The sequence below is a fragment of the Pseudomonas stagnisoli genome (assembly GCF_048595745.1).
Taxonomy (GTDB): domain Bacteria; phylum Pseudomonadota; class Gammaproteobacteria; order Pseudomonadales; family Pseudomonadaceae; genus Aquipseudomonas; species Aquipseudomonas alcaligenes_A.
Window position 1 is genome coordinate 1,593,209 of sequence record NZ_CP184361.1, and the last position, 18,803, is coordinate 1,612,011.

Annotated in this window: 22 protein-coding genes; 9 read left to right on the forward strand and 13 right to left on the reverse strand. The window is 65.9% G+C overall.

Annotated elements, in window-relative coordinates; translation table 11 throughout:
• Positions 1 to 19 precede the first annotated feature (19 nt).
• Together ACOAPY_RS07720 and ACOAPY_RS07725 are read right to left on the reverse strand one after the other, a co-directional pair.
• The gene (locus ACOAPY_RS07720) at positions 20 to 1,402 is read right to left on the reverse strand and encodes an adenylate/guanylate cyclase domain-containing protein (RefSeq protein ID WP_465155979.1); all 1,383 of its coding nucleotides are present in this window, start codon (positions 1,400 to 1,402) and stop codon (positions 20 to 22) included.
• A gap of 159 nt (positions 1,403 to 1,561) precedes the next feature.
• On the reverse strand, positions 1,562 to 1,879 hold the full coding sequence (locus ACOAPY_RS07725) for an Mpo1-like protein (RefSeq protein WP_021702377.1): 318 nt from the start codon (positions 1,877 to 1,879) through the stop codon (positions 1,562 to 1,564).
• Positions 1,880 to 2,003: 124 nt separating this feature from the next.
• Here ACOAPY_RS07725 and ACOAPY_RS07730 point away from each other — a divergent pair, with 124 nt between their 5' ends.
• On the forward strand, positions 2,004 to 3,005 hold the full coding sequence (locus ACOAPY_RS07730; RefSeq protein WP_076426171.1) for an AraC family transcriptional regulator: 1,002 nt from the start codon (positions 2,004 to 2,006) through the stop codon (positions 3,003 to 3,005).
• A 240-nt stretch (positions 3,006 to 3,245) separates the two neighbouring features.
• Here the strand turns inward: ACOAPY_RS07730 and ACOAPY_RS07735 are convergent, their stop codons facing one another.
• Together ACOAPY_RS07735 and ACOAPY_RS07740 are read right to left on the reverse strand one after the other, a co-directional pair.
• Positions 3,246 to 4,700: a TrkH family potassium uptake protein gene (locus tag ACOAPY_RS07735; protein ID WP_465155981.1), complete on the reverse strand. Its 1,455-nt coding sequence runs from the start codon at positions 4,698 to 4,700 to the stop codon at positions 3,246 to 3,248.
• A gap of 4 nt (positions 4,701 to 4,704) precedes the next feature.
• A complete protein-coding gene (locus tag ACOAPY_RS07740) occupies positions 4,705 to 6,159 on the reverse strand; it encodes a TrkH family potassium uptake protein (RefSeq protein WP_465155982.1) in 1,455 nt (484 codons plus the stop codon).
• A gap of 147 nt (positions 6,160 to 6,306) precedes the next feature.
• On the opposite strand from ACOAPY_RS07740, the gene ACOAPY_RS07745 reads away from it, so the two are divergent.
• Both ACOAPY_RS07745 and ACOAPY_RS07750 read left to right on the forward strand, forming a co-directional pair.
• Positions 6,307 to 6,654, forward strand: coding sequence for a YkgJ family cysteine cluster protein (locus tag ACOAPY_RS07745; RefSeq protein ID WP_076577721.1), 348 nt, complete (start codon positions 6,307 to 6,309; stop codon positions 6,652 to 6,654).
• A gap of 30 nt (positions 6,655 to 6,684) precedes the next feature.
• Positions 6,685 to 7,242 carry an NAD(P)H nitroreductase gene (locus tag ACOAPY_RS07750; RefSeq protein ID WP_076577722.1) on the forward strand — a complete coding sequence of 186 codons (558 nt, stop codon included), beginning with the start codon at positions 6,685 to 6,687 and terminating at the stop codon, positions 7,240 to 7,242.
• A gap of 6 nt (positions 7,243 to 7,248) precedes the next feature.
• Here ACOAPY_RS07750 and ACOAPY_RS07755 read toward each other — a convergent pair whose 3' ends face one another.
• From ACOAPY_RS07755 to ACOAPY_RS07780, 6 genes are all read right to left on the reverse strand, one after another.
• A complete protein-coding gene (locus ACOAPY_RS07755) occupies positions 7,249 to 8,571 on the reverse strand; it encodes a sensor histidine kinase (RefSeq protein WP_465155983.1) in 1,323 nt (440 codons plus the stop codon).
• A 61-nt stretch (positions 8,572 to 8,632) separates the two neighbouring features.
• Positions 8,633 to 9,061 (reverse strand): Spy/CpxP family protein refolding chaperone, encoded by a 429-nt coding sequence (locus tag ACOAPY_RS07760; RefSeq protein WP_465155985.1) that lies wholly within the window; start codon positions 9,059 to 9,061, stop codon positions 8,633 to 8,635.
• A 300-nt stretch (positions 9,062 to 9,361) separates the two neighbouring features.
• Positions 9,362 to 10,039 (reverse strand): response regulator transcription factor, encoded by a 678-nt coding sequence (locus ACOAPY_RS07765; RefSeq protein WP_465155986.1) that lies wholly within the window; start codon positions 10,037 to 10,039, stop codon positions 9,362 to 9,364.
• Positions 10,040 to 10,066: 27 nt separating this feature from the next.
• Complete coding sequence (locus ACOAPY_RS07770; RefSeq protein WP_465155987.1) at positions 10,067 to 10,486, reverse strand: SH3 domain-containing protein; 420 nt, start codon at positions 10,484 to 10,486, stop codon at positions 10,067 to 10,069.
• Between the two features lie 51 nt (positions 10,487 to 10,537).
• Positions 10,538 to 10,837, reverse strand: a complete 300-nt coding sequence (locus ACOAPY_RS07775; RefSeq protein WP_076577727.1) for a YciI family protein — start codon at positions 10,835 to 10,837, stop codon at positions 10,538 to 10,540.
• A 1-nt stretch (position 10,838) separates the two neighbouring features.
• Positions 10,839 to 11,429 carry a septation protein A gene (locus ACOAPY_RS07780; RefSeq protein WP_465155989.1) on the reverse strand — a complete coding sequence of 197 codons (591 nt, stop codon included), beginning with the start codon at positions 11,427 to 11,429 and terminating at the stop codon, positions 10,839 to 10,841.
• Between the two features lie 65 nt (positions 11,430 to 11,494).
• On the opposite strand from ACOAPY_RS07780, the gene ACOAPY_RS07785 reads away from it, so the two are divergent.
• From ACOAPY_RS07785 to rluB, 6 genes are all read left to right on the forward strand, one after another.
• The gene (locus ACOAPY_RS07785) at positions 11,495 to 12,355 is read left to right on the forward strand and encodes a PHP domain-containing protein (protein WP_465155990.1); all 861 of its coding nucleotides are present in this window, start codon (positions 11,495 to 11,497) and stop codon (positions 12,353 to 12,355) included.
• Positions 12,356 to 12,368: 13 nt separating this feature from the next.
• Positions 12,369 to 13,001 carry an L-threonylcarbamoyladenylate synthase gene (locus tag ACOAPY_RS07790; RefSeq protein ID WP_465155991.1) on the forward strand — a complete coding sequence of 211 codons (633 nt, stop codon included), beginning with the start codon at positions 12,369 to 12,371 and terminating at the stop codon, positions 12,999 to 13,001.
• Between the two features lie 110 nt (positions 13,002 to 13,111).
• The gene (locus ACOAPY_RS07795) at positions 13,112 to 13,810 is read left to right on the forward strand and encodes a segregation and condensation protein A (RefSeq protein WP_465156744.1); all 699 of its coding nucleotides are present in this window, start codon (positions 13,112 to 13,114) and stop codon (positions 13,808 to 13,810) included.
• The gene (gene scpB, locus ACOAPY_RS07800; protein WP_465155993.1) at positions 13,811 to 14,596 is read left to right on the forward strand and encodes an SMC-Scp complex subunit ScpB; all 786 of its coding nucleotides are present in this window, start codon (positions 13,811 to 13,813) and stop codon (positions 14,594 to 14,596) included.
• Positions 14,597 to 14,673: 77 nt separating this feature from the next.
• Positions 14,674 to 14,859: a DUF1289 domain-containing protein gene (locus ACOAPY_RS07805; RefSeq protein ID WP_465155994.1), complete on the forward strand. Its 186-nt coding sequence runs from the start codon at positions 14,674 to 14,676 to the stop codon at positions 14,857 to 14,859.
• A gap of 92 nt (positions 14,860 to 14,951) precedes the next feature.
• Positions 14,952 to 16,142: a 23S rRNA pseudouridine(2605) synthase RluB gene (gene rluB, locus ACOAPY_RS07810; protein ID WP_465155996.1), complete on the forward strand. Its 1,191-nt coding sequence runs from the start codon at positions 14,952 to 14,954 to the stop codon at positions 16,140 to 16,142.
• A 56-nt stretch (positions 16,143 to 16,198) separates the two neighbouring features.
• Here the strand turns inward: rluB and ACOAPY_RS07815 are convergent, their stop codons facing one another.
• The 3 genes from ACOAPY_RS07815 to mupP all read right to left on the reverse strand — a co-directional run bounded on the left by ACOAPY_RS07815 (position 16,199) and on the right by mupP (position 18,800).
• Positions 16,199 to 17,125: a GGDEF domain-containing protein gene (locus ACOAPY_RS07815; RefSeq protein ID WP_076577735.1), complete on the reverse strand. Its 927-nt coding sequence runs from the start codon at positions 17,123 to 17,125 to the stop codon at positions 16,199 to 16,201.
• Positions 17,126 to 17,333: 208 nt separating this feature from the next.
• Positions 17,334 to 18,074: a YciK family oxidoreductase gene (locus ACOAPY_RS07820; protein WP_465155998.1), complete on the reverse strand. Its 741-nt coding sequence runs from the start codon at positions 18,072 to 18,074 to the stop codon at positions 17,334 to 17,336.
• Positions 18,075 to 18,128: 54 nt separating this feature from the next.
• Positions 18,129 to 18,800, reverse strand: a complete 672-nt coding sequence (gene mupP, locus ACOAPY_RS07825) for an N-acetylmuramic acid 6-phosphate phosphatase MupP (protein ID WP_465155999.1) — start codon at positions 18,798 to 18,800, stop codon at positions 18,129 to 18,131.
• Positions 18,801 to 18,803: the final 3 nt, after the last annotated feature.

The window sequence follows — 18,803 nt, forward strand, 5'->3', positions numbered from 1 at the left end:
CCCGGGGGCGGCTTTGGCGTTACAGGATGACCTTGTCGCGCAGCTTCTCGGCAGCCTGGCTGAGCGCCTGGATGACCTTCTCCTTGTCGTAGTTCTGGATGCCGTTGGTATCCAGGTACATGGAGAAGCCGGGCAGCTCGTGTTCGACATAGCTGGAACGGGCGCCGAGGTCGCGACGGTGGTCGACCACCTGGTAGATCTGCACCGGCCGGCTGAAGCCCTTGACCGTGATCTGGCCCTTGTCGCGGCACATGATCAGGTCCTTGATCAGCGAGTAGGTCTCGTGGGAAATCAGGATCTCACCGGCTTCCGAGGAGCTTTCCAGGCGGCTGGCCAGGTTCACCTCGCGGCCGATGATGGTGTAGTCCATGCGCGTGTCGGCGCCGAAGTTGCCCACCGTGCAGTAGCCGGTGTTAAGCCCCATGCGGATCTCCAGCGGCTTGGTGATGCCCTGGGCGCGCCACTGCTGGCGCAGCACCTTCATGTGCTTGCGCATGGCGATGGCCATCGACACGGCGTTGTGCGCGTCCTTCTTGGCGCCCTGGCTGGTCGGGTCGCCGAAGAACACCAGCACGCTGTCGCCGACGAACTTGTCGATGGTGCCGCCGTACTTGAGGGCGATCTTCGACATTTCGTTGAGGTAGGTGTTGAGCAGGTCGGTAAGCTGTTCGGCTTCCAGTTCCTCGGACAGCTCGGTGAAGCCCTTGATGTCGGAGAAGAACACGGTGAGCTTCTTGCGCTGGGTTTCCAGGCGCACGTGCTTCTTGCCGCTGAAGATCATTTCCCAGACCTGCGGCGAGAGGTATTTGGCGAGGTTACGCGCCAGCCGCGCGGCCTTCTCCTGCTCGCGCTTGATCTCGCTGCGCGCCAGGGTCAGGCGCATGCCCTGCTCGTGGACGAAGTAGGCAGCGATGCAGATGTACAGGGTGGTCAGCAGGATGCTGGTGAGGGCCACCAGGCTGGGCGTGGCGACGCGTAGTTCCGGCTGGATCAGGGCAAAGCTCAAGGCCATGCTGCCGGTCGCCACCAGCAGCGCCAGGCCCATCCGGCGCAAGCCGCCGGCAATCAGCGAGCTGAAGGCCAGGGTCAGCAGGAACATCAGCGTGGGGACTACCGAGAAGCCCATCAGCACCGCGGCAGCGCCGGCATGCAGGGCGTCGATGAACGTCAGCACCAGAGTGGTTTGCTGCGGGTAGTCGCGTTTGAAACGGTTACCCAGGTGATAGGCCAGGTGCGGATAGAGCAGCGCATAGGGCACCAGCCACAGGATGTCGTAACCGAAATGGTTGACATAGGTTCCGGCGGCCACGGCTGCGGCCGGGGCGATGTAAGCCAGGACCCGCGAGTAGTATTCACGGAGCAAGGGGGCAGGCTGCGCCCGGGGCACGGCATTTTTATTCAATTGCGACTATCCCTGCTGAAATTCTGACGCCTCTTTCGGGCGCTTGGCGGCTCTGCAAGAGGCGAGCCAGGCGGGGATCATAACGGCGCGCCGATCACAGGACCAGCGTCGGGTGCCGAATGGCGCGGGCCGGACGACGGACGCCATCCGGCTCGTCACTCAGAAGCGGATGCGCCCGGTGAAGGCATCCTTGAGCATCACCCAGTCGCCCATGAAGCTGTACAGGGGATATTTGAAGGTCGCAGGTTTGTTCTTCTCGAACACGAAGTGGCCGACCCAGGCGAAGCCGTAACCGGCAAAGGGCAGGGCCAGCAGCCACAGCCATTGCTGGGTGAACAGCGCGTAGCCGAGGATGCTGAGTACCAGCAGGCTGCCGACATAGTGCAGGCGGCGGCACACGTCGTTGCTGTGCTCTTGCAGGTAGTAGGGGTAGAACTCGGCAAAGCTGGTGAAGCGTGCGGTGGTTTCAGCGCTCATGGCGTACCTCCTGTCATTGTTGACCGGCAGTCTAGGCGAGCTGTCTTCTGTGGCCAGTGACATACAGTGCCAGTTTAGTATCCTCTCGGCGCCAGACCGTGCATCAGCCACTACAAGAAGAATCATGAGCGAACGTACCACTTCCTCCAGCTGGGCTTCCGGCATCGTCCAGGCATTGGAGTTGGGCGGCGTCGACTGCCGCCAGCTGTTCGCCCGCCTGGGCCTGGATTACGCCGCCCTGAGCGATCCGGACGCGCGTTTTCCGCAGGATGGCATGACCCGCCTCTGGCACCTGGCGGTGGAAACCTCCGGCAACCCGGCGATCGGCCTGAACATGGCCAGCGTGGTGCGCCCCTCGTCCTTCCATGTGGTGGGCTATGCGCTGATGTCCAGCCGCAACCTGCTGGAGGGGTTCAACCGCCTGGTGCGTTACCAGCGGATCATCGCCGAAGGCTCTGACCTCAGCCTGCGCGCGCTGCCGGAGGGCTTCGAGCTGATCCAGGCGATCCACGGTGATCGCCTGCCGCCGGCCCGGCAAAGCTCCGAGGCGTCGCTGGCCTACTCGCTGGCCTTCTGCCGCTGGCTCACCGGCAAGCCAATCACCCCGTTGCGGGTCAGCTTCCAGGGGCCGCCGCCAGCCAATGTCGAACTGTACCGACAGGTGTTCCAGGCGCCGCTGCAATTCAATGCCGAGCACTATTCACTGCTCTACGCCCGCGCCGACCTGGAGGCGCCGCTGCCCAGTGCCAACGAGGCGCTGGCGCAGTTGCACGACCGCTTTGCCGGTGAGTACCTGGCGCGCTTCTCGGAGAGCCGGGTGACCCATCAGGTGCGCCAGGTGCTGTGCCGTCTGTTGCCCCAGGGCGAGCCCAAGCGCGAGGCAGTGGCCCAGGCGCTGCTGTTGTCCGAGCGCACCCTGCAGCGGCGTCTGCAGGAGGAGGGCACCAGCTACCAGCAACTGCTCGACGACACCCGCCGCGAGCTGGCCGAGCAGTATCTGGCGCAGCCCAACCTGCCGCTGCTGGAGATCGCCTACCTGCTTGGCTTCGCCGATCCCAGCAACTTCTTCCGCGCTTTTCGCCGCTGGTTCGATGCGACGCCGGGCGAGTACCGCGCGCGGCTGTGAGTGTCGCCATAGCCCGGATGCCATCCGGGACAGCGGCCTTCCCGGATTGCATCCGGGCTACATGGCTGCGTATTCGAGGGAGCTTCAGGCTGGCCGAAAAATCCGGTCCGACCGTCGCGAGCGCGCCTCAGCCGTGGGCGGCCAGCGCGCAGCAAGCGCAATGGACTGCATGTCCATGAGCATTGCGAGCACTGCCCGCACGCGGATCAGGCGGGCGCAGCAGGCTCGGGTGGATTTTTCTCAGTGGCGCCAGAAGGCGGGGAACAGCAGGACCAGTACGGTGAGGATCTCCAGGCGCCCCAGCAGCATGCCGATGGTCAGCAGCCACTTGGCCAGGTCCGGCAGGCTGGCGTAGTTGCCCGCCGGGCCGACTACCTCGCCCATGCCTGGGCCTACGCCGGAAACCATGGCCGCCGCGCCGGTCAGGGCGGTGATCCAGTCGACCCCGCACATGGCCACCGCCAGCGCCAGGCTGGCGATGGTGATGGTATAGAAGAAGGCGAAGGCGAGGATCGAGCGGACGATATCCTCGTCCAGGCGGTGGCGGTTGTACTGTTGCTTGATCACCGCGCGCGGATGCACCAGTTGTTTCAGGTTGGCTTTGAGCAGTATGTAGGCGACCTGGAAACGGAAGATCTTCAGGCCTCCTGCCGTGGAGCCGGAACAGCCACCGACGAAGCCCAGGTAGAAGAAGATCATGCTGGCGAAGGGGCCCCACAGGTGGTAGTCGCCGACGGCGAAGCCGGTGGTGGTCATCACCGAGGTGATGTTCACCGCCACCAGGCGCAGCGTATCCAGCCAGTGCAGTTCGCTGGTGCTCCACTTCCAGCAGGCCAGCATCAGCCAGCTGGCCAGCAGCAGCATGAAGAAGCCACGCACCTGCTGGTCGCGCAGCAGGGCCCTGTAGTTGCCGCGCAGGGTGGCGACGTAGAGCACGAAGGGCAGGCTGCCGAGGATCATCACCAGCACCGCGACCCAGTGCACCGCCGGCTGGTCCCAGTGACCGAGGGAAGCGTCGGAGGTGGAGAAGCCGCCGGTGGCGATGGCCGACATGGCATGGTTGATGGCATCGAATAGGTTCATGCCGGCCAGCCAGAAGGCCAGCACGGCCAGGGCGCTGAGGCCGACATAGGCCAGCACCATGTATTTGGCGACCATGTGCGAGCGGGGCATGACCTTGTCCGAGCGGTCCGAGGACTCGGTCTGGAACAGGCGCATGCCGCCGATGCGCAGCATCGGCAGGATCGCCACGGCCATGGCGATAAAGCCGATACCGCCCAGCCAGTGCAGCAGCGAGCGCCAGATCAGGGTGCCCGGCGACATGCTGTCCAGGCCGCTGAATACGGTGGCGCCAGTGGCGGTGATGCCGGACATGCTCTCGAAGTAGGCATCGGTGATGCTGGCGCGCTCCGCGAAAATGAACGGCAATGCCGCAAAGATCGACACCATCACCCAGCTCGACACGGTCAGCATGTACATGTCGCGTGGGCGCAGTTGGCCTTCCTGCGGGCGTCCTTGGGCGACCAGCACGATGCCGGCGACGAAGGTAATCAGGCTGGACCAGAGGAAGGCATTGATGCCGTGGGGCTGCTCGAACATCAGCAACGTGCCCACCGGCACCAGCATGCTCACCGCCAGGGTGATCAGGAAGATGCCGTTGATAAAGGCGAGGATGCGCAGGCTGGACAGGGACATCGGCTTAGTGCTTCCAGAAGCTGCGGGTGACCAGCACCAGCACGGTGAGGATTTCCAGGCGACCGAGCAGCATGCCGATGGTCAGCAGCCATTTCGCGGCATCCGGCAGGCTGGCGAAGTTGCCCGCCGGACCGATGATCGGCCCCAGGCCCGGGCCAACGTTGCATACCGCCGTGGCGGCGCCGGTCAGCGCGGTCACCCAGTCCAGCCCGACCAGGGTCAGGGCCAGGGCGAGCACGCCGATGGTGATGGTGAAGAAGAAGGAGAAGGTGATCAGCGAGCGGACGATGTCCTCGTCCAGGTTGTGGTTGTTGTACTGCTGCTTGATCACCGCGCGCGGGTGCACCAGCTGCATCAGGTTGGCTTTGAGCAGCACATAGGCGACCTGGAAACGGAAGATCTTCAGGCCGCCGGCGGTGGAACCGGAGCAGCCGCCGATAAAGGTCAGGTAGAAGAACAGCAGTACGGCGAAGCTGCCCCACAGGGTGTAGTCGCCCAGGGCCACGCCGGTGGTGGTGACCACCGAGGTGACGTTGAGCGCGACGATGCGGAAGGCGTCCAGCCAGGCGTGTTCCGAGTTGGCCCACAGCCAGGTGCCGAATACCAGCCAGGTGAGCACCAGGAAACCGAGGAATCCTCGCACCTGATGATCCCGAAGCAGTGCCTTGCGGTGGCCGCGCAGGCTGGCGACATAAAGGGTGAAGGGCAGGCTGCCGAGGATCATCACCACCACCGCCACCCAGTGCACCGCTGGCTGCTGCCAGTTGGCCATGGAGGCATCGGAGGTGGAGAAGCCACCTGTGGAAATCAGCGACATGGCGTGGTTGATCGCCTCGAATGGCGTCATGCCGGCCCACCAGAAAGCCAGGAAGCCCAGGCCTGTGAGACCTACGTAGACCAGCAGGATGTACTTGGCGGCCATGTGCGAGCGCGGCATGACTTTCTCGCCCCAGTCCGAGGATTCGGTCTGGAACAGGCGCATGCCGCCGACTCGCAGCAACGGCAGAATGGCCACCGCCATGCCGATGAAGCCGATGCCGCCCAGCCAGTGCAGCATCGAACGCCAGATCAGGATCCCTGGCGACATCCTGTCCAGGCCTACCAGCACGGTGGAGCCGGTAGTGGTGACGCCGGACATGGTTTCGAAGAAGGCATCGGTATAGCTGATGTGGGCGATGATCACCATCGGCAGGGCGGCGAAGCAGCACACCACCACCCAGCTGGCGGTGGTCAGCAGGTACATGTCGCGCGGGCGCAGCTGGACGTGCTTGGGCTTGCCGGGCAGCACCAGGGCCATGCCGGCGCCGAAGGTGATCAGGCTGGACCAGAGGAAGGCCGTGAGGTCGTCGGTGCGCTCATAGGCCAGCAGAGTCAGCATGGGGATGACCATGCTGGCAGCCAGGGTAATGAGGAAGATGCCGATGATGAAACCGATGATACGGAGAGTCGGCAGGGCCATTGGGCGCGCTCTGACGGGAACGAGGGCGCCATTCTACCCGCGCCGGCTGGGCTGTAAATCCGTCGGCGGGGGCTTCACAGCGTCCTGCCGATTCATAGAATAGCGCCTCGGTTGCCGGCCTTCCCCGGCTCTTTCAGTCGCCCGTCCATGTCCGAAAGCCATCCTTGCCTCCGTTGTGGTGCCTGCTGCGCCTATTTTCGCGTGTCCTTCTATTGGGGCGAATGCCAGTCCGCCGGTGGCACCGTGCCCGATCAGCTGGTGGAGCAGATCGCTCCCCACCATGTGGCCATGCGCGGTACCACGGGTAAGCCGACACGTTGCATCGCGCTGCAAGGTGAAGTCGGTTGTGGTACGCGCTGCAGCATGTATGAGCAGCGCTCCAGTACCTGCCGCGAGTTCACTGCCAGCTGGGAAGATGGCCAGCACAACCCGCATTGTGATGCGGCACGCGCTGCCCACGGGTTGCCGCCGCTGACGCCGCAGCACTTCGGCTAGAATGCCGGTCTGCATTCTCTGGAGGTGGTCATGCAAGCCGTCGATCTGCTGCTCAACCGTGTATCCGTTGGCCGCCTGCTGGAGCCGGCGCCCGATGCTGCCCAGCGTGAGCTGATGTTCCGTGCCGCCCTGCGCGCGCCGGACCATGGCCAGCTGCGGCCCTGGCGCTTCATCACGGTGGAAGGCGAGGCGCGCGCGCGCCTGGGTGAGCTGTTCGCCGAGGCCCAGGCACAGGACCCGACCAGCAAGCCGGAAGCCCTGGACAAGGCGCGCGCCATGCCACTGCGCGCGCCGCTGCTGATCGTGGTGGTCGCGCGTATCGCCGAGCATCCCAAGGTGCCCCAGGAGGAGCAGGTGCTGTCGGCCGGTTGCGCCGCTCACAGCCTGTTACTGGCCACCCAGGCACTGGGCTTCGGCGCCATCTGGCGTACCGGCGCGCTGGCGCAGCATCCGCATGTGCTGGCCGGGCTCGGCCTGGAGGCCGGGGAAAAGATCGTCGGTTTCCTCTATGTCGGCAGCTTCGAGGGCGAGCGGCGCAGTCCGCCGGCCCTGCAGCCGCTCGACTTCGTCAGCGCCTGGCAGGGCTGACACGCGTCATCCCGCCAACGGCAACTCCAGGGTAGCGATGAAGCCGCCTTGCGGGTGATTGGCCAGCAGCAGCCGGCCGCCGTGCCGTTCCGCCGCGCGCCGGGCGATGGCCAGGCCCAGGCCGTGCCCTGCTGCCTGCTGGTGTGGGGCGCGGAAGAAGGGTTCGCCAAGCCGCTGGAGAAGTTCCTCGGGCGCGCCGGGCCCGTGATCGCGAACCGCGATGTGCAGCTTGCCGGTCTGGCGAGTGACCGTCACCTCGATCGGTTTTCCCTCCGGGTTGAAGCGCAGCGCGTTGCGTAGCAGATTGTCCAGCGCGCGCGCCAGCATGTCCGGCCAGCCCTGCAGGGGGGGCGGGCCATCGTCCATGTGCAGCTCCACCCGCTGTTCCGGTGCCGCCAGCGCCGCATCGGCGAGCAGGCCGTCGAGCAGCGGGCGCAGCTCGATGCTGTGGGCGCTGCCGGGGTCGGCGTCCAGGCGGGCGAGGGCGAGAATCTCGCCGATCAGTGCCTCCAGGCGGTCGCACTCCTGGGTCAGGCGTCCCCACAACTGCTCACGTTCCGCCGGCCCGGCCCGTTCGGCCAGGGCCAGCGCCACGCGTAGGCGCGCCAGCGGCGAACGCAGTTCGTGGGAAACGTCGCGCAGTAGCTGGCGCTGGCTGCCGATCAAACCCTGCAGGCGCGCGCCCATGCGGTTGAAGTCGCGGGCCAGCACGCCGAGTTCGTCGCGCCGTGCGGCCAGACGGGCCAGGCTGTGCTGCTGATAGGCGGTCTGCCCGAGGTCATGCACGGCGCCGCGCAGGCGGCCGAGCGGACGAGTAATGGAGAGGGTCAGTAGCAGGCTGAGCAGGGTCAGCACGATCAGGGCAATGGCCAGGGCGCTGAGCGGCCAGAACAGGCTCTGGCGATGCCAGTCCATCAGCTCCGGGTGGGGAATGCGGTAGATGAACAGGTAGGTCTGGCCACTGCTGGGGCTGACGTATTCCTCGGTCAGGCGGCGCCAGGGTAGCCGTTTCGGGTTGTCCTGGCGTGCCTCGAAGGCGGCGGCGCGTGGCGGGAAGGTGCCGTACACCAGGGACCGGCCGCTGTCGTCCAGTACCTGGGTGTCCACCCGGTAGCGTTTCTTGCGCTTCTCCAGGAAGTTCTGCGCGGTCTGCGGCCCCTCTTGCTCGTAGAGCTGGGTCCAGAGCTCCGCCAGGTCACTGACGGCCGGGTGATGGCCGATGACCCAGGCATCCTGATTGAGCGCGCGTCCCAGCAGCATGGACAGCCCGGCGACCAGGGCGATGGCCAGCCAGAAACTGGCGAAGATGCGCCAGAACAGTGAGCGCATGGGGGCTCCTCAAAACAGGAAGCCCGGCTGGGTGAGCCGGGCGGGAGTGGGGGGCTGGTGGTTACTGCGCCTGCTGGTCCTTCTCGGCCTTCCAGGCCTCGAATTCGGCGCGCTCGGCGCGACGCTTGTCCATTTCGGCCTTGCGGCTGTCGAAGGTCTTCTGCTGCTCGGCGGTGAGAATGCCACGGATGGCCTTGTCATGCTCCAGGCGGGCGGTTTCCAGCTCCTTCTTCAAGGCGTCCTGTTCGGCCTGAGGCAGCTTGCCCAGGTACTTCTGGGTGATCTCGCGCGGGTCGTCCTTGCGCTCGCGCATCAGCTTGCCCAGCTGTTCGCGTTGTTCGGCGCTGAGGTCGAGGTCCTTGAGCGGGCCGCCGCCACGGTGTTCACCGTGCATCGACTTGTGGCAGGGGGCGGGGCCGTCTTGCTGCGTGGCCAGGGCGAGGGTCGGCAGGCTGGCGGCCAGGATCAGGGCGGTGAGGGTCTTGCGCATGCTGTATCTCCTTGTCTCTGAACCGGTGGGTTACCGGATGAGCCCAGTCTAGGGCGGGCAAGGTCAAGCGCAGTCAGGCCTGGGTAAAGGCTGGGTAAAGCCGAACCTGCCCAGAGGCCCGCTGCGCGTCGGGCCTGCTGCGTTAAAACTGTGCTCAGAAGGCCGCTTGCGGCCAACGCACGCCAGTGCGGCCCCATGGGGTGAGCGCAGCGAGTCATGCTCATTTACTCTCGTAAATTGCGCTTCTTCACCCAGCTTTGCCTGGCATGCCTCTAGCTCGCGGTGCTTCTGAGCAGTTTCTCAGGGCGCGTAGTAATAGCCGCGGCTGCGCAGGGCGACGATGCGCGGACGCCCATCGGGGTGCGGGCCGAGCTTCTTGCGCAGGTTGCTGACGTGCATGTCCAGGCTGCGGTCGTAGAGGGTCAGCTTGCGGCCCAGCGCCAGCTGCGCCAGGGCCTGCTTGTCCAGCGGCTCGCCGGGTTGCTGCAGCAGGGCTTCGAGGATGCGTCCCTCGGAGAGGGTCAGGGGGATATCCTGTTCGCCCAGGCTGGCCACGCCTCGCTGCGGGCTGTAACTGATGTCGCCGAGCTCCAGGCGCGACGGCGTGGCCGGCGGCTGGCTGCGGCGCAGCACGGCGCGCAGGCGGGCGGTCAGCTCGCGCGGGTCGCAGGGCTTGGCCAGGTAGTCGTCGGCGCCCAGCTCCAGGCCGAGGATGCGGTCCAGCGGCTCGCCGCGTGCCGAAAGCATCAGCACTGGCAGTTCGGCATGCTCGCTACGCAGCTGCTTGAGCAGTTCCAGGCCGCTGCCGTCCGGCAGCATCACATCGAGGATCACCGCCGCCGGTGCCGGTTCGGCCAGGGCGGTGCGGGCGCTGGCGCCGTCATGGCAGGCGCGTACGCTGAAGCCTTCCTGCTGCAGCCAGCTGGCCAGCAGCTCGCACAGTTCGCGGTCGTCGTCGATCAGCAGCAGGTCGGTCATGGTGATGGTGTCTGGTTGGGGCGCGGGTCAGACCCACTCGCTGCGGCGTTTGTTCCGTCTACCGGCACTCAGGCGGCCGATGATGAAGGCAATTAGCGCGGTGCCGGCACCGATGGCGTACCACAACTGCTGTTCGCTGAGCAGACGCGGTGGTTGCTCGGCCTGGGCCTGCTTGAGTTGCAGCTTGAGGCGCTGGTTGTCCTGGCGCAGGCGGCTGATCTGCGCGGTCTCGCGTTCGCCGGATTGCAACTCACCAAGCTGGCGCTGGCTTTCGGCCAGTTGCTGCTGCAGGGCGGCGATCTGGCTGGCGCTGTCGGTGGCCGGAGCCGGCGTGGCGGTTTGGGCTGCCGGCACCGGGTTCAGCGCCAGTGGCTGCGACTCTTCGGCATGCACCGCGGGGGTGACGCAGAGCATGGTGAGCAACAGGTAGAGCGGGCCTTGGCGCATGGGGAACTCCAGTTTCCTAGTTATTGTTATGGGCCTGCGTCGTGGATCAGATCAGGGCAGCACCTGCTTGAACGGCTTGACCAGCACGCTGGCATAGACGCCGGCGGCCCGGTAGGGATCGGCGTCGGCCCACTGCTGGGCGGCGGCCAGGGATTCGAACTCGGCGACGATCAGGCTGCCGGAGAAGCCCGCAGGGCCCGGGTCATTGCTGTCGATGGCCGGGTGCGGGCCGGCCAGTACCAGGCGGCCCTCGTTCTTCAGCTGTTCCAGGCGAGCCAGGTGGGCCGGGCGGGTGGCCAGGCGCTTGTCCAGGGACTCGGGGGCATCGCTGGCGATGATGGCGTAGAGCATGTCAGTCCTTGCTTTGCTGGGGGGCGTCGTCTTGGATATGGCGCGCTAGGTAGACGCCCTGGGCGACCAGGAACAGCACCGTCATGCCGAGGCTACCGAAGACTTTGAAGTCGACCCAGATGTCGTGGAAGGTGAAGGCGACGAACAGGTTGGCGCAGCCGCTGAAGACGAAAAAAGCGATCCAGGCCAGGTTCAGGCGAACCCAGACCGGCTGTGGCAACTGGATGGCGTGGCCCATGACGCGCTGGATCAGCACCTTGTCGCCGATGAAGTGGCTGCCGGCGAAGCCCAGGGCGAACAGCCAGTTCACCACCGGCGCCTTCCACTTGAGGAAGGTCTCGCTGTGGAAGGCCAGGGTCATGCCGCCGAATACCAGGCAGGCCAGCAGGGTCAGCCACTGGCCTTTCTCCAGCTTGCGCTGAACCAGGAACAAGGTGCCGTAGACCAGGATGGAGCTGAGGATCAGCACCGCGGTGGCGCTGAAGATCCCCCCAAGCTCGAAGGCTTGCCCGGCCAGTTCGACATTACGGGGATCGAGCTTGTAGACGATGAAGAACAGGATAAGCGGGATGAAATCGATGAATTGTTTCACGGCGGCAGCCAGAAGCGGGATGTGGCGGCATAATAACAAACAACCTTATTAACGAAAGACGCACCATGAAGGTCGATCTGCACTGCCACAGCACCGCATCCGACGGCGTGCTCGCACCCGCCGAGGTGGTCGCGCGCGCCCACGGGCGCGGCGTCGAGCTGCTGGCCCTGACCGATCACGACACCCTGGAGGGGCTGGACGAGGCACGCCACGCCGCAGACGGGCTGGGGCTGCGCCTGGTCAACGGCGTGGAGCTGTCCTGCACCTGGGGCGGGGCGACCATCCATGTACTCGGCTATGCCTTTGCCTCCGATGCACCGGCGTTGCGCCAGGCCATTGCCGAGCTGCATCAGGGGCGCTGGCTGCGCGCCGAGGAGATCGATCGGCGCCTGGCGGCCAAGGGCATGCCCGGTGCGCTGGAGGGGGCCCGCGAAGTGCAACAGGGCCTGGGCGACAGCGGTAATGCACCGGCGCGGCCGCACTTCGCCGAGTTCCTGGTGCGGGCCGGGCATGTGCGCGACCATGCCGAGGCGTTCCGCAAATGGCTGGGTTCGGGCAAGCTCGGTGACGTCAAACAGCACTGGCCGACGCTGGAGCAGGCCGTCGGCACCTTGAAGTCGGCTGGCGCCTGGATCAGCCTGGCGCACCCCTGGCAATACGATTTCACCCGCAGCAAGCGGCGGCGCCTGGTGGCCGACTTCATCGCTGCCGGTGGTCACGCGCTGGAGGTTGTCAACGGTCTGCAGCCGGCCGAGCAGGTCGGTGGCCTTGCCATCCTGGCCCGCGAGTTCGGCATGCTGGCCAGTGTGGGCAGTGATTTTCATGCCCCGGGAGACTGGTCGGAGCTGGGCATGTACCGTCCGTTGCCGGAAGATCTGTCTCCTCTATGGGAGCGCTTCGACCATGCACGCGCTCCTACCGCCTGAGCAGGGAGAGTTCATGAGCCAGTTCTTCCAGATTCATCCGGAAAATCCGCAGCCGCGCCTGATCAAGCAGGCCGTGGAAATCCTCCGCAGCGGTGGGGTGATCGTTTATCCGACCGATTCTTCCTACGCCATCGGTTGCCTGATCGGCGACAAGGGTGCGGTGGAGCGTATCCGCCGCCTGCGCCAGCTGGATGACAAGCACAACTTCACCCTGGTGTGCAGCGATCTGTCGCAGATCGGCCTGTTCGCCAAGGTTGATACCGGCGCCTTCCGTCTGCTCAAGGCACACACGCCTGGGCCCTACACCTTCATTCTCAGCGCTACCCGTGAAGTGCCGCGCATGTTGCTGCACCCCAAGCGCCGGACCATCGGCCTGCGCGTGCCGGCGCACCCGATTGCCCTGGCTCTGGCCGAGCAGTTGGGCGAGCCGCTGATGAGTGTGAGCCTGATCCTGCCCGGTGATGACCTGCCGATGAGCGACCCTTACGAGATGCGCCAGATCCTCGAGCATCAGGTCGACCTGATCATCGATGGTGGTTACGGCGGCCTGGAGGCTTCCACGGTGATCAACCTGGCCGAGGGTGAGCCGGAGGTGATCCGCGTGGGCTGTGGTGACCCGACGCCCTTCCAGGAGCAAGAGGCGTGAGCGAGCAGGTCGACAGCCAGGCCGGCGCGCAGCAGGAACTGCCGTTCGCACTCGTCTACGGCCAGGCGGTCACCGAGCTGCCGATCGATCTCTATATCCCGCCGGATGCTCTGGAGGTCTTCCTCGAAGCCTTCGAGGGGCCGCTCGACCTGCTGCTGTACCTGATCCGCAAGCAGAACATCGACATCCTCGACATCCCGGTGGCCGAGATCACCAAGCAGTACATGGGCTACGTCGAGCTGATGAAGTCGGTGCGCCTGGAGCTGGCCGCCGAGTACCTGGTGATGGCCGCCATGCTGGCTGAGATCAAGTCGCGCATGCTGCTGCCGCGCTCCGCCGAGGCGGAGGAAGAGGAAGACGACCCGCGCGCCGAGCTGATCCGCCGACTGCAGGAATACGAGCGCTACAAGGCCGCCGCCGAGGGCCTGGACGAACTGCCGCGGGTCGGCCGCGACCTCAGCGTACCGCGTCTGGAGGCCCCCGAGGCGCGGGCGCGCAAGTTGCTGCCGGATGTCAGCCTGGAGGAAGTGCTGTTGTCCATGGCCGAGGTGCTGCGCCGCGCCGACATGTTCGAGAGCCACCAGGTGACGCGCGAGGCACTGTCCACCCGCGAGCGCATGAGCGAGGTGCTGGAGCGCCTCAAGGGCAATGGTTTCGTGCCTTTTGTCACGCTGTTTACCGTGGATGAGGGGCGCCTGGGGGTAGTCGTCACCTTCATGGCGGTGCTCGAACTGATCAAGGAACAACTGGTGGAACTGGTGCAGAATGAGCCCTTCGCGCCTATCCACGTCCGTGCCCGAGCCGAATAGATGAACCTGAACGACCCCAAGGAACTCGCCTCCCTGCTCGAAGCCTGGCTGCTGGCCCTGGGCCGGCCGCTGTCGCTGGAGCGCCTGGGCGAGCTGTTCGAGGAAGGTGAGCGGCCGGAGCCGGCGCAGATTCGCGAGGCACTGGAGGTGTTGCGCCAATCCTGCGAAGGGCGCGCCTTCGAGCTCAAGGAAGTGGCCAGCGGTTACCGCCTGCAGGTACGCGAGCAGTTCGCCCCCTGGGTCGGTCGCCTCTGGGAGGAACGCCCACAGCGTTACTCGCGCGCCATGCTGGAGACCCTGGCGCTGATCGCCTACCGCCAGCCGATCACCCGCGGCGAGATCGAGGACATCCGCGGCGTGGCGGTCAACAGCCAGATCATCAAGACCCTGCAGGAGCGCGACTGGATTCGCGTGGTCGGCTACCGCGACGTCCCCGGTCGGCCGGCCATGCTGGCCACCACCAAGGCGTTTCTCGACTACTTCAACCTCAAGAGCCTGGAAGAGCTGCCGCCCCTGGCCGCCCTGCGCGAACTGGAGCCGGAACCGATGCTGGCGCTGGACGACGACCTGCCGGTGCCGCCTGGCTTGCAGGCGCGGGTGGATGCCGAACAGGGCGAGGAGGTGCCGGCCGAGCCGCGCGAGGAAACCAGCTTCCGCAGCCTGCTGGTCGAGCTGGACCAGATGGAGCAGGGCCTGAAGACCGATTTCAGCGACTTGCCGCCGTCTGCCGACGACGCGGAAGAAGAGCAGGGCGAAACGCTGGATAGCGGCGAATCCCTGCATTGAGGGCATTGAGACTTTCAATCCCGAGCTGAGGCCTTCTCGGCCTAAGCTGGCGGCGCCTTCCCTGAGTGGTTGCCCTCATGAGCAAGAACCCCTGCATCAAAGTCTGTGAGTTCGACGCCGACATCTGCCTCGGTTGCGGCCGCAGCAAGCGCGAGATCAAGGCCTGGAAGAAGCTCGGCAAGGCCGAGCGCGCGGGCGTGCTGGCCGAAGCCGCCATGCGCCTGCTGGCCCGGCAGGCGACCGGTCGGCGCAAGCGCCGCTGAGCGGGCTATAGTCAGTCAGCCGTGCGTGCTGTCGGCGATCCGCGTATGATGCGCGACCTTTTTCATCCTCAGTTACACCGGGAGGTGCCCAGATGAGCGAATCCGAATTCGAACCCCGTCCCAGCGGCGAGAAGCTGCAGAAAGTCCTGGCCCGTGCCGGCCTCGGCTCGCGCCGTGACATCGAGCAGTGGATCACTGACGGCCGGGTCAAGGTCAACGGCGTGGTCGCCAGCCTCGGTGCCCGTGTCGAGCCGCGCGATGCCATCAGTGTCGATGGCCAGCTGCTCAAGCGCGAAGACATGCAGCAGACCGTGCGCCGCGTGCTGATCTACAACAAGCCGGAAGGCGAGATCTGCACCCGCGACGACCCGGAAGGCCGCCCGACCGTGTTCGACCGCCTGCCGCGGCCGAAAGAGGGGCGCTGGATCAACATCGGTCGTCTGGACATCAACACCACCGGCCTGCTGCTGTTCACCACCGATGGCGAGCTGGCCAACCGCCTGATGCACCCCTCCTACGAAATGGACCGCGAGTACGCCGTGCGCGTGCGAGGCGAGGTCACCGAGGAGATGATCGAGCAGCTCAAGGCCGGCGTGATGCTGGAAGACGGCCCGGCCAAGTTCACCGACATCAAGGAAGCGCCGGGTGGTGAAGGCTTCAACCGCTGGTTCCATTGCGTGGTGATGGAAGGCCGCAACCGCGAGGTGCGTCGCCTGTGGGAGTCCCAGGGCGTGGTGGTCAGCCGCCTCAAGCGCGTGCGTTTCGGGCCGGTGTTCATGACCTCCGACCTGCCCATGGGCCGCTGGCGCGAGATGGGTCAGCGCGAGCTGGACATCCTCAGCGAGGAGGTCGGCCTCAAGCCGATGGTGCTGCCGGCGATGAACGAGAAAATGCGCGACAAGCTCGATCGCCTGCAGCGCAAGGCGGCCAGGCCGCTGGCGCGGGGCGAACGCCCCAAGCGCGTATTGCGCCCGGCGAGCGAAGCTGGCGAGGCGCGGGTGACGCGCGACGACACCGCGCGTGGCGAACGTGCCCCGCGTGGGCCGCGCAAGGACAGTGAGCAGCGCGCGCCGCGAGCTCCGCGTCAGGAGTCCGGCGGTCGTCGCGAGAGTGGGCGGGGTACGCCGGTGGCCGAGCGTCCTTCCGAAGTGAACAAGAAGCGCACGCCGCGCCCGGCGAGCGAGACGAGCGAACGTCCGGCCCGCAAGCCGCGCCCGGCGGCGCCCAGCAAGCGCCCGCCGGCCGGCGATGGCCAGCGACCGGGGTTCGGCCGCAAGCGCTGATCGCCAGCCAATGAAAAAGGGGCTCCTTGGAGCCCCTTTTTGTTGGCGGGTGTTTCTCAGCCAGCCATCGACAGGCGGTTGCGGCCCTCGCGCTTGGACACATACAGCGCATTGTCGGCCCGGCGCAACAGGCTCTCGGACGATTCGCCGGCGAGCAGCGTTGCACAGCCCAGGCTGATGGAGATTTCCAGGGCGCGACCTTCTTCCAGATGCTGCAGGCCAAGCACCGCCAGGCGCAGGCGTTCACCGACCATCTGTGCAGCCTCGCGGCTGGTGTTGGACAGCAGTACCAGGAACTCCTCGCCGCCGTAGCGGAACACCATGTCGATATTGCGCAGGCTGTCCTTGAGCACCGTGGCCACGGCTTTCAGCACTTCGTCGCCGGTGGCATGGCCGAAGCGGTCGTTGATGCTCTTGAAGTGGTCGATGTCGAGCATCAGTACCGACAGCGGTTGCAGGTTGCGGCGCGCCAGGTCGACCTCGCGCTGCAGGGCCTGGTTCATGGCAATGCGGTTGCCGGTGTCGGTCAGCGGGTCGCGCAGCGCGCTCTGCAGGGCGGCACGGTAGAGCAGCGCATTGCGCAGCGGGAACAGCAGGCTGGCCAGGAGCGACTCAAGCTGGCCCAGTTCGTCGTCGCTGAAACGCTGGTTGCGGCGGAAGGTCAGCTCGCCCAGGTATTCCCCTTCGTGGCTCAGGCGGTAGCCGGCCGAATGATTGGCACGCTCGCCCAGCTCCAGGCGCAGATCGCTCGCGGCCAGCTGATAGCTCAATGCATTCAGCGGCACCAGACGCTGTACTTCCTGGAAGAACAGGCCAAGGATGCGATCAACTTCCAGCGATGTCTGCAGCTGCAGGCTGAGCTGCTGGCGCAGCTGGGCCAGGCTGACCGGCTTGAGCAGACGCTGGCCACGGCTGGCATAGCCGAGGCGTTGCAGTTTGGCGGCATCAAAATCGATGGTGTTGGAAGGGTTGTGAGGAACCATGTAACTCGACCTCTGGCGCTGGTGCGCCCTGACAGTCGAGGTATAGCGAGTTCTGTGCCAGTTTTATAAAGTTCTTAAAAATCAACACATTAGGTTGAATTTTGGGTGTCTTCCGGCAAGAAGTTGCCGCTTCTTTGGCGCGGGTGCTGGCAATCTGATGCCTGCTGACGAAGGTGCCGCCGGAAAACCGGCGGCCTGTCGTCTCGGCTTACTGGGCGTCAAACGCCTGGCCGTTGACACCGCGGCTGTCCGGCCCCATCAGGTACAGGTAGACCGGCATGATGGCTTCCGGCTGCGGGTTGCTCGCCGGGTTCTCGCCCGGGTAGGCCTGGGCGCGCATGCTGGTGCGGGTGGCGCCGGGGTTGACGCTGTTGGCACGTACCGGAGCGACGCCCTCCACTTCGTCGGCCAGGGTCTGCATCAGGCCCTCGGTGGCGAATTTGGACACACCGTAAGCGCCCCAGTAGGCGCGGCCCTTGCGGCCGACGCTGCTGGAGGTGAATACCACGGACGCATCTTCAGACAGCTTGAGTAAAGGCAGCAGGGTGCTCGTCAGCATGAACATGGCGTTGACGTTGACCTGCATGACGCGCATGAAGTTGTCGCCGGACAGCTGTTCCAGCGGCGTACGCGGCCCGATGATGGCGGCGTTGTGCAGCAGGCCGTCGAGGCGGCCGAACTCGGCCTCGATGGTGGCGGCCAGCTCGTCGTACTGGTGCGGCAGGGCGGTTTCCAGGTTGAACGGGATGACCACCGGCTGCGGGTGTCCGGCGGCGTCGATCTCGTCATACAGGTGGTTGAGGTTGCCCTCGGTCTTGCCCAGCAGCAGCACGGTGGCGCCGTGTGCGGCGAAGGTCTTGGCGGCGGCGGCACCGATGCCGCGACCGGCGCCGGTGACCAGGATCACACGGCCCTTGAGCAGGTCGGGGTGGGCTTGGTAGTCGAACATGGCTCGTATCTCGTCAATACACAGGTGGGGTTGAGCGCGGCGAAGCCCAGCGACTCAGCAGCTGCAGAGCGCGCGATCCAGTACGGCGCGCAGCTCCAGGGGATGATCCACCACCACGTCGGCCCCCCAGTGGCGCGGGTTGTCCTCGGGGTGGATATAGCCGTAGGTGACGGCAGCGGTCTTGCAGCCGGCGGCGCGACCGGCCTCGATGTCGCGGGCATCGTCACCGACGAACAGCACGTCGCCGGGGGCGATGCCCATTTGCTCGCAAGCCAGCAGGAGCATGTCCGGGGCCGGCTTGCTGCGCGGCACGTGGTCCGGACACACCAGTACGGCGGCGCGTTCGGCCAGGGCCAGCTGCTGCATGATCGGCGCAGCGAAGGTCACCGGCTTGTTGGTGGCTACGCCCCACACCAGCCGCGAGGCCTCGATGTCGCCGAGCAGTTCGAGCATGCCGTCGTATGGCCGACTCAGTACCGCGCAGTGCTGCTGGTAGCGCTCGAGGAATTCCAGGCGCAGTGCCTCGAAGCCCTCGGCGCCGACCTCCAGACCGAAGGTGGCGGATACCATGGCGCGCGCGCCACCGGAGACCACGTCGCGGATCAGTTGCTCGTCCAGCGGTGGCAGGTCGCGCGCGGCGCGCATGGCCTGGCACACGGCGACGAAGTCGGGGGCGGTATCCAGCAGGGTACCGTCCATGTCGAAGAGAACGGCTCGCAGTGCCATGCG

Excerpts from the sequence above, each read along its gene's own strand:
- ACOAPY_RS07750 (WP_076577722.1), top strand. The coding sequence starts at position 6,685 with ATGCAAGCCGTCGATCTGCTGCTCAACCGTGTATCCGTTGGCCGCCTG.
- ACOAPY_RS07725 (WP_021702377.1), bottom strand. The coding sequence starts at position 1,879 with ATGAGCGCTGAAACCACCGCACGCTTCACCAGCTTTGCCGAGTTCTAC.
- ACOAPY_RS07745 (WP_076577721.1), top strand. The coding sequence starts at position 6,307 with ATGTCCGAAAGCCATCCTTGCCTCCGTTGTGGTGCCTGCTGCGCCTAT.
- ACOAPY_RS07770 (WP_465155987.1), bottom strand. The coding sequence starts at position 10,486 with ATGCGCCAAGGCCCGCTCTACCTGTTGCTCACCATGCTCTGCGTCACC.
- ACOAPY_RS07765 (WP_465155986.1), bottom strand. The coding sequence starts at position 10,039 with ATGACCGACCTGCTGCTGATCGACGACGACCGCGAACTGTGCGAGCTG.
- rluB (WP_465155996.1), top strand. The coding sequence starts at position 14,952 with ATGAGCGAATCCGAATTCGAACCCCGTCCCAGCGGCGAGAAGCTGCAG.
- scpB (WP_465155993.1), top strand. The coding sequence starts at position 13,811 with ATGAACCTGAACGACCCCAAGGAACTCGCCTCCCTGCTCGAAGCCTGG.
- ACOAPY_RS07790 (WP_465155991.1), top strand. The coding sequence starts at position 12,369 with ATGAGCCAGTTCTTCCAGATTCATCCGGAAAATCCGCAGCCGCGCCTG.
- mupP (WP_465155999.1), bottom strand. The coding sequence starts at position 18,800 with ATGGCACTGCGAGCCGTTCTCTTCGACATGGACGGTACCCTGCTGGAT.
- ACOAPY_RS07785 (WP_465155990.1), top strand. The coding sequence starts at position 11,495 with ATGAAGGTCGATCTGCACTGCCACAGCACCGCATCCGACGGCGTGCTC.
- ACOAPY_RS07740 (WP_465155982.1), bottom strand. The coding sequence starts at position 6,159 with ATGGCCCTGCCGACTCTCCGTATCATCGGTTTCATCATCGGCATCTTC.
- ACOAPY_RS07775 (WP_076577727.1), bottom strand. The coding sequence starts at position 10,837 with ATGCTCTACGCCATCATCGCCAGCGATGCCCCCGAGTCCCTGGACAAG.
- ACOAPY_RS07735 (WP_465155981.1), bottom strand. The coding sequence starts at position 4,700 with ATGTCCCTGTCCAGCCTGCGCATCCTCGCCTTTATCAACGGCATCTTC.
- ACOAPY_RS07755 (WP_465155983.1), bottom strand. The coding sequence starts at position 8,571 with ATGCGCTCACTGTTCTGGCGCATCTTCGCCAGTTTCTGGCTGGCCATC.
- ACOAPY_RS07820 (WP_465155998.1), bottom strand. The coding sequence starts at position 18,074 with ATGTTCGACTACCAAGCCCACCCCGACCTGCTCAAGGGCCGTGTGATC.
- ACOAPY_RS07730 (WP_076426171.1), top strand. The coding sequence starts at position 2,004 with ATGAGCGAACGTACCACTTCCTCCAGCTGGGCTTCCGGCATCGTCCAG.
- ACOAPY_RS07805 (WP_465155994.1), top strand. The coding sequence starts at position 14,674 with ATGAGCAAGAACCCCTGCATCAAAGTCTGTGAGTTCGACGCCGACATC.
- ACOAPY_RS07815 (WP_076577735.1), bottom strand. The coding sequence starts at position 17,125 with ATGGTTCCTCACAACCCTTCCAACACCATCGATTTTGATGCCGCCAAA.
- ACOAPY_RS07760 (WP_465155985.1), bottom strand. The coding sequence starts at position 9,061 with ATGCGCAAGACCCTCACCGCCCTGATCCTGGCCGCCAGCCTGCCGACC.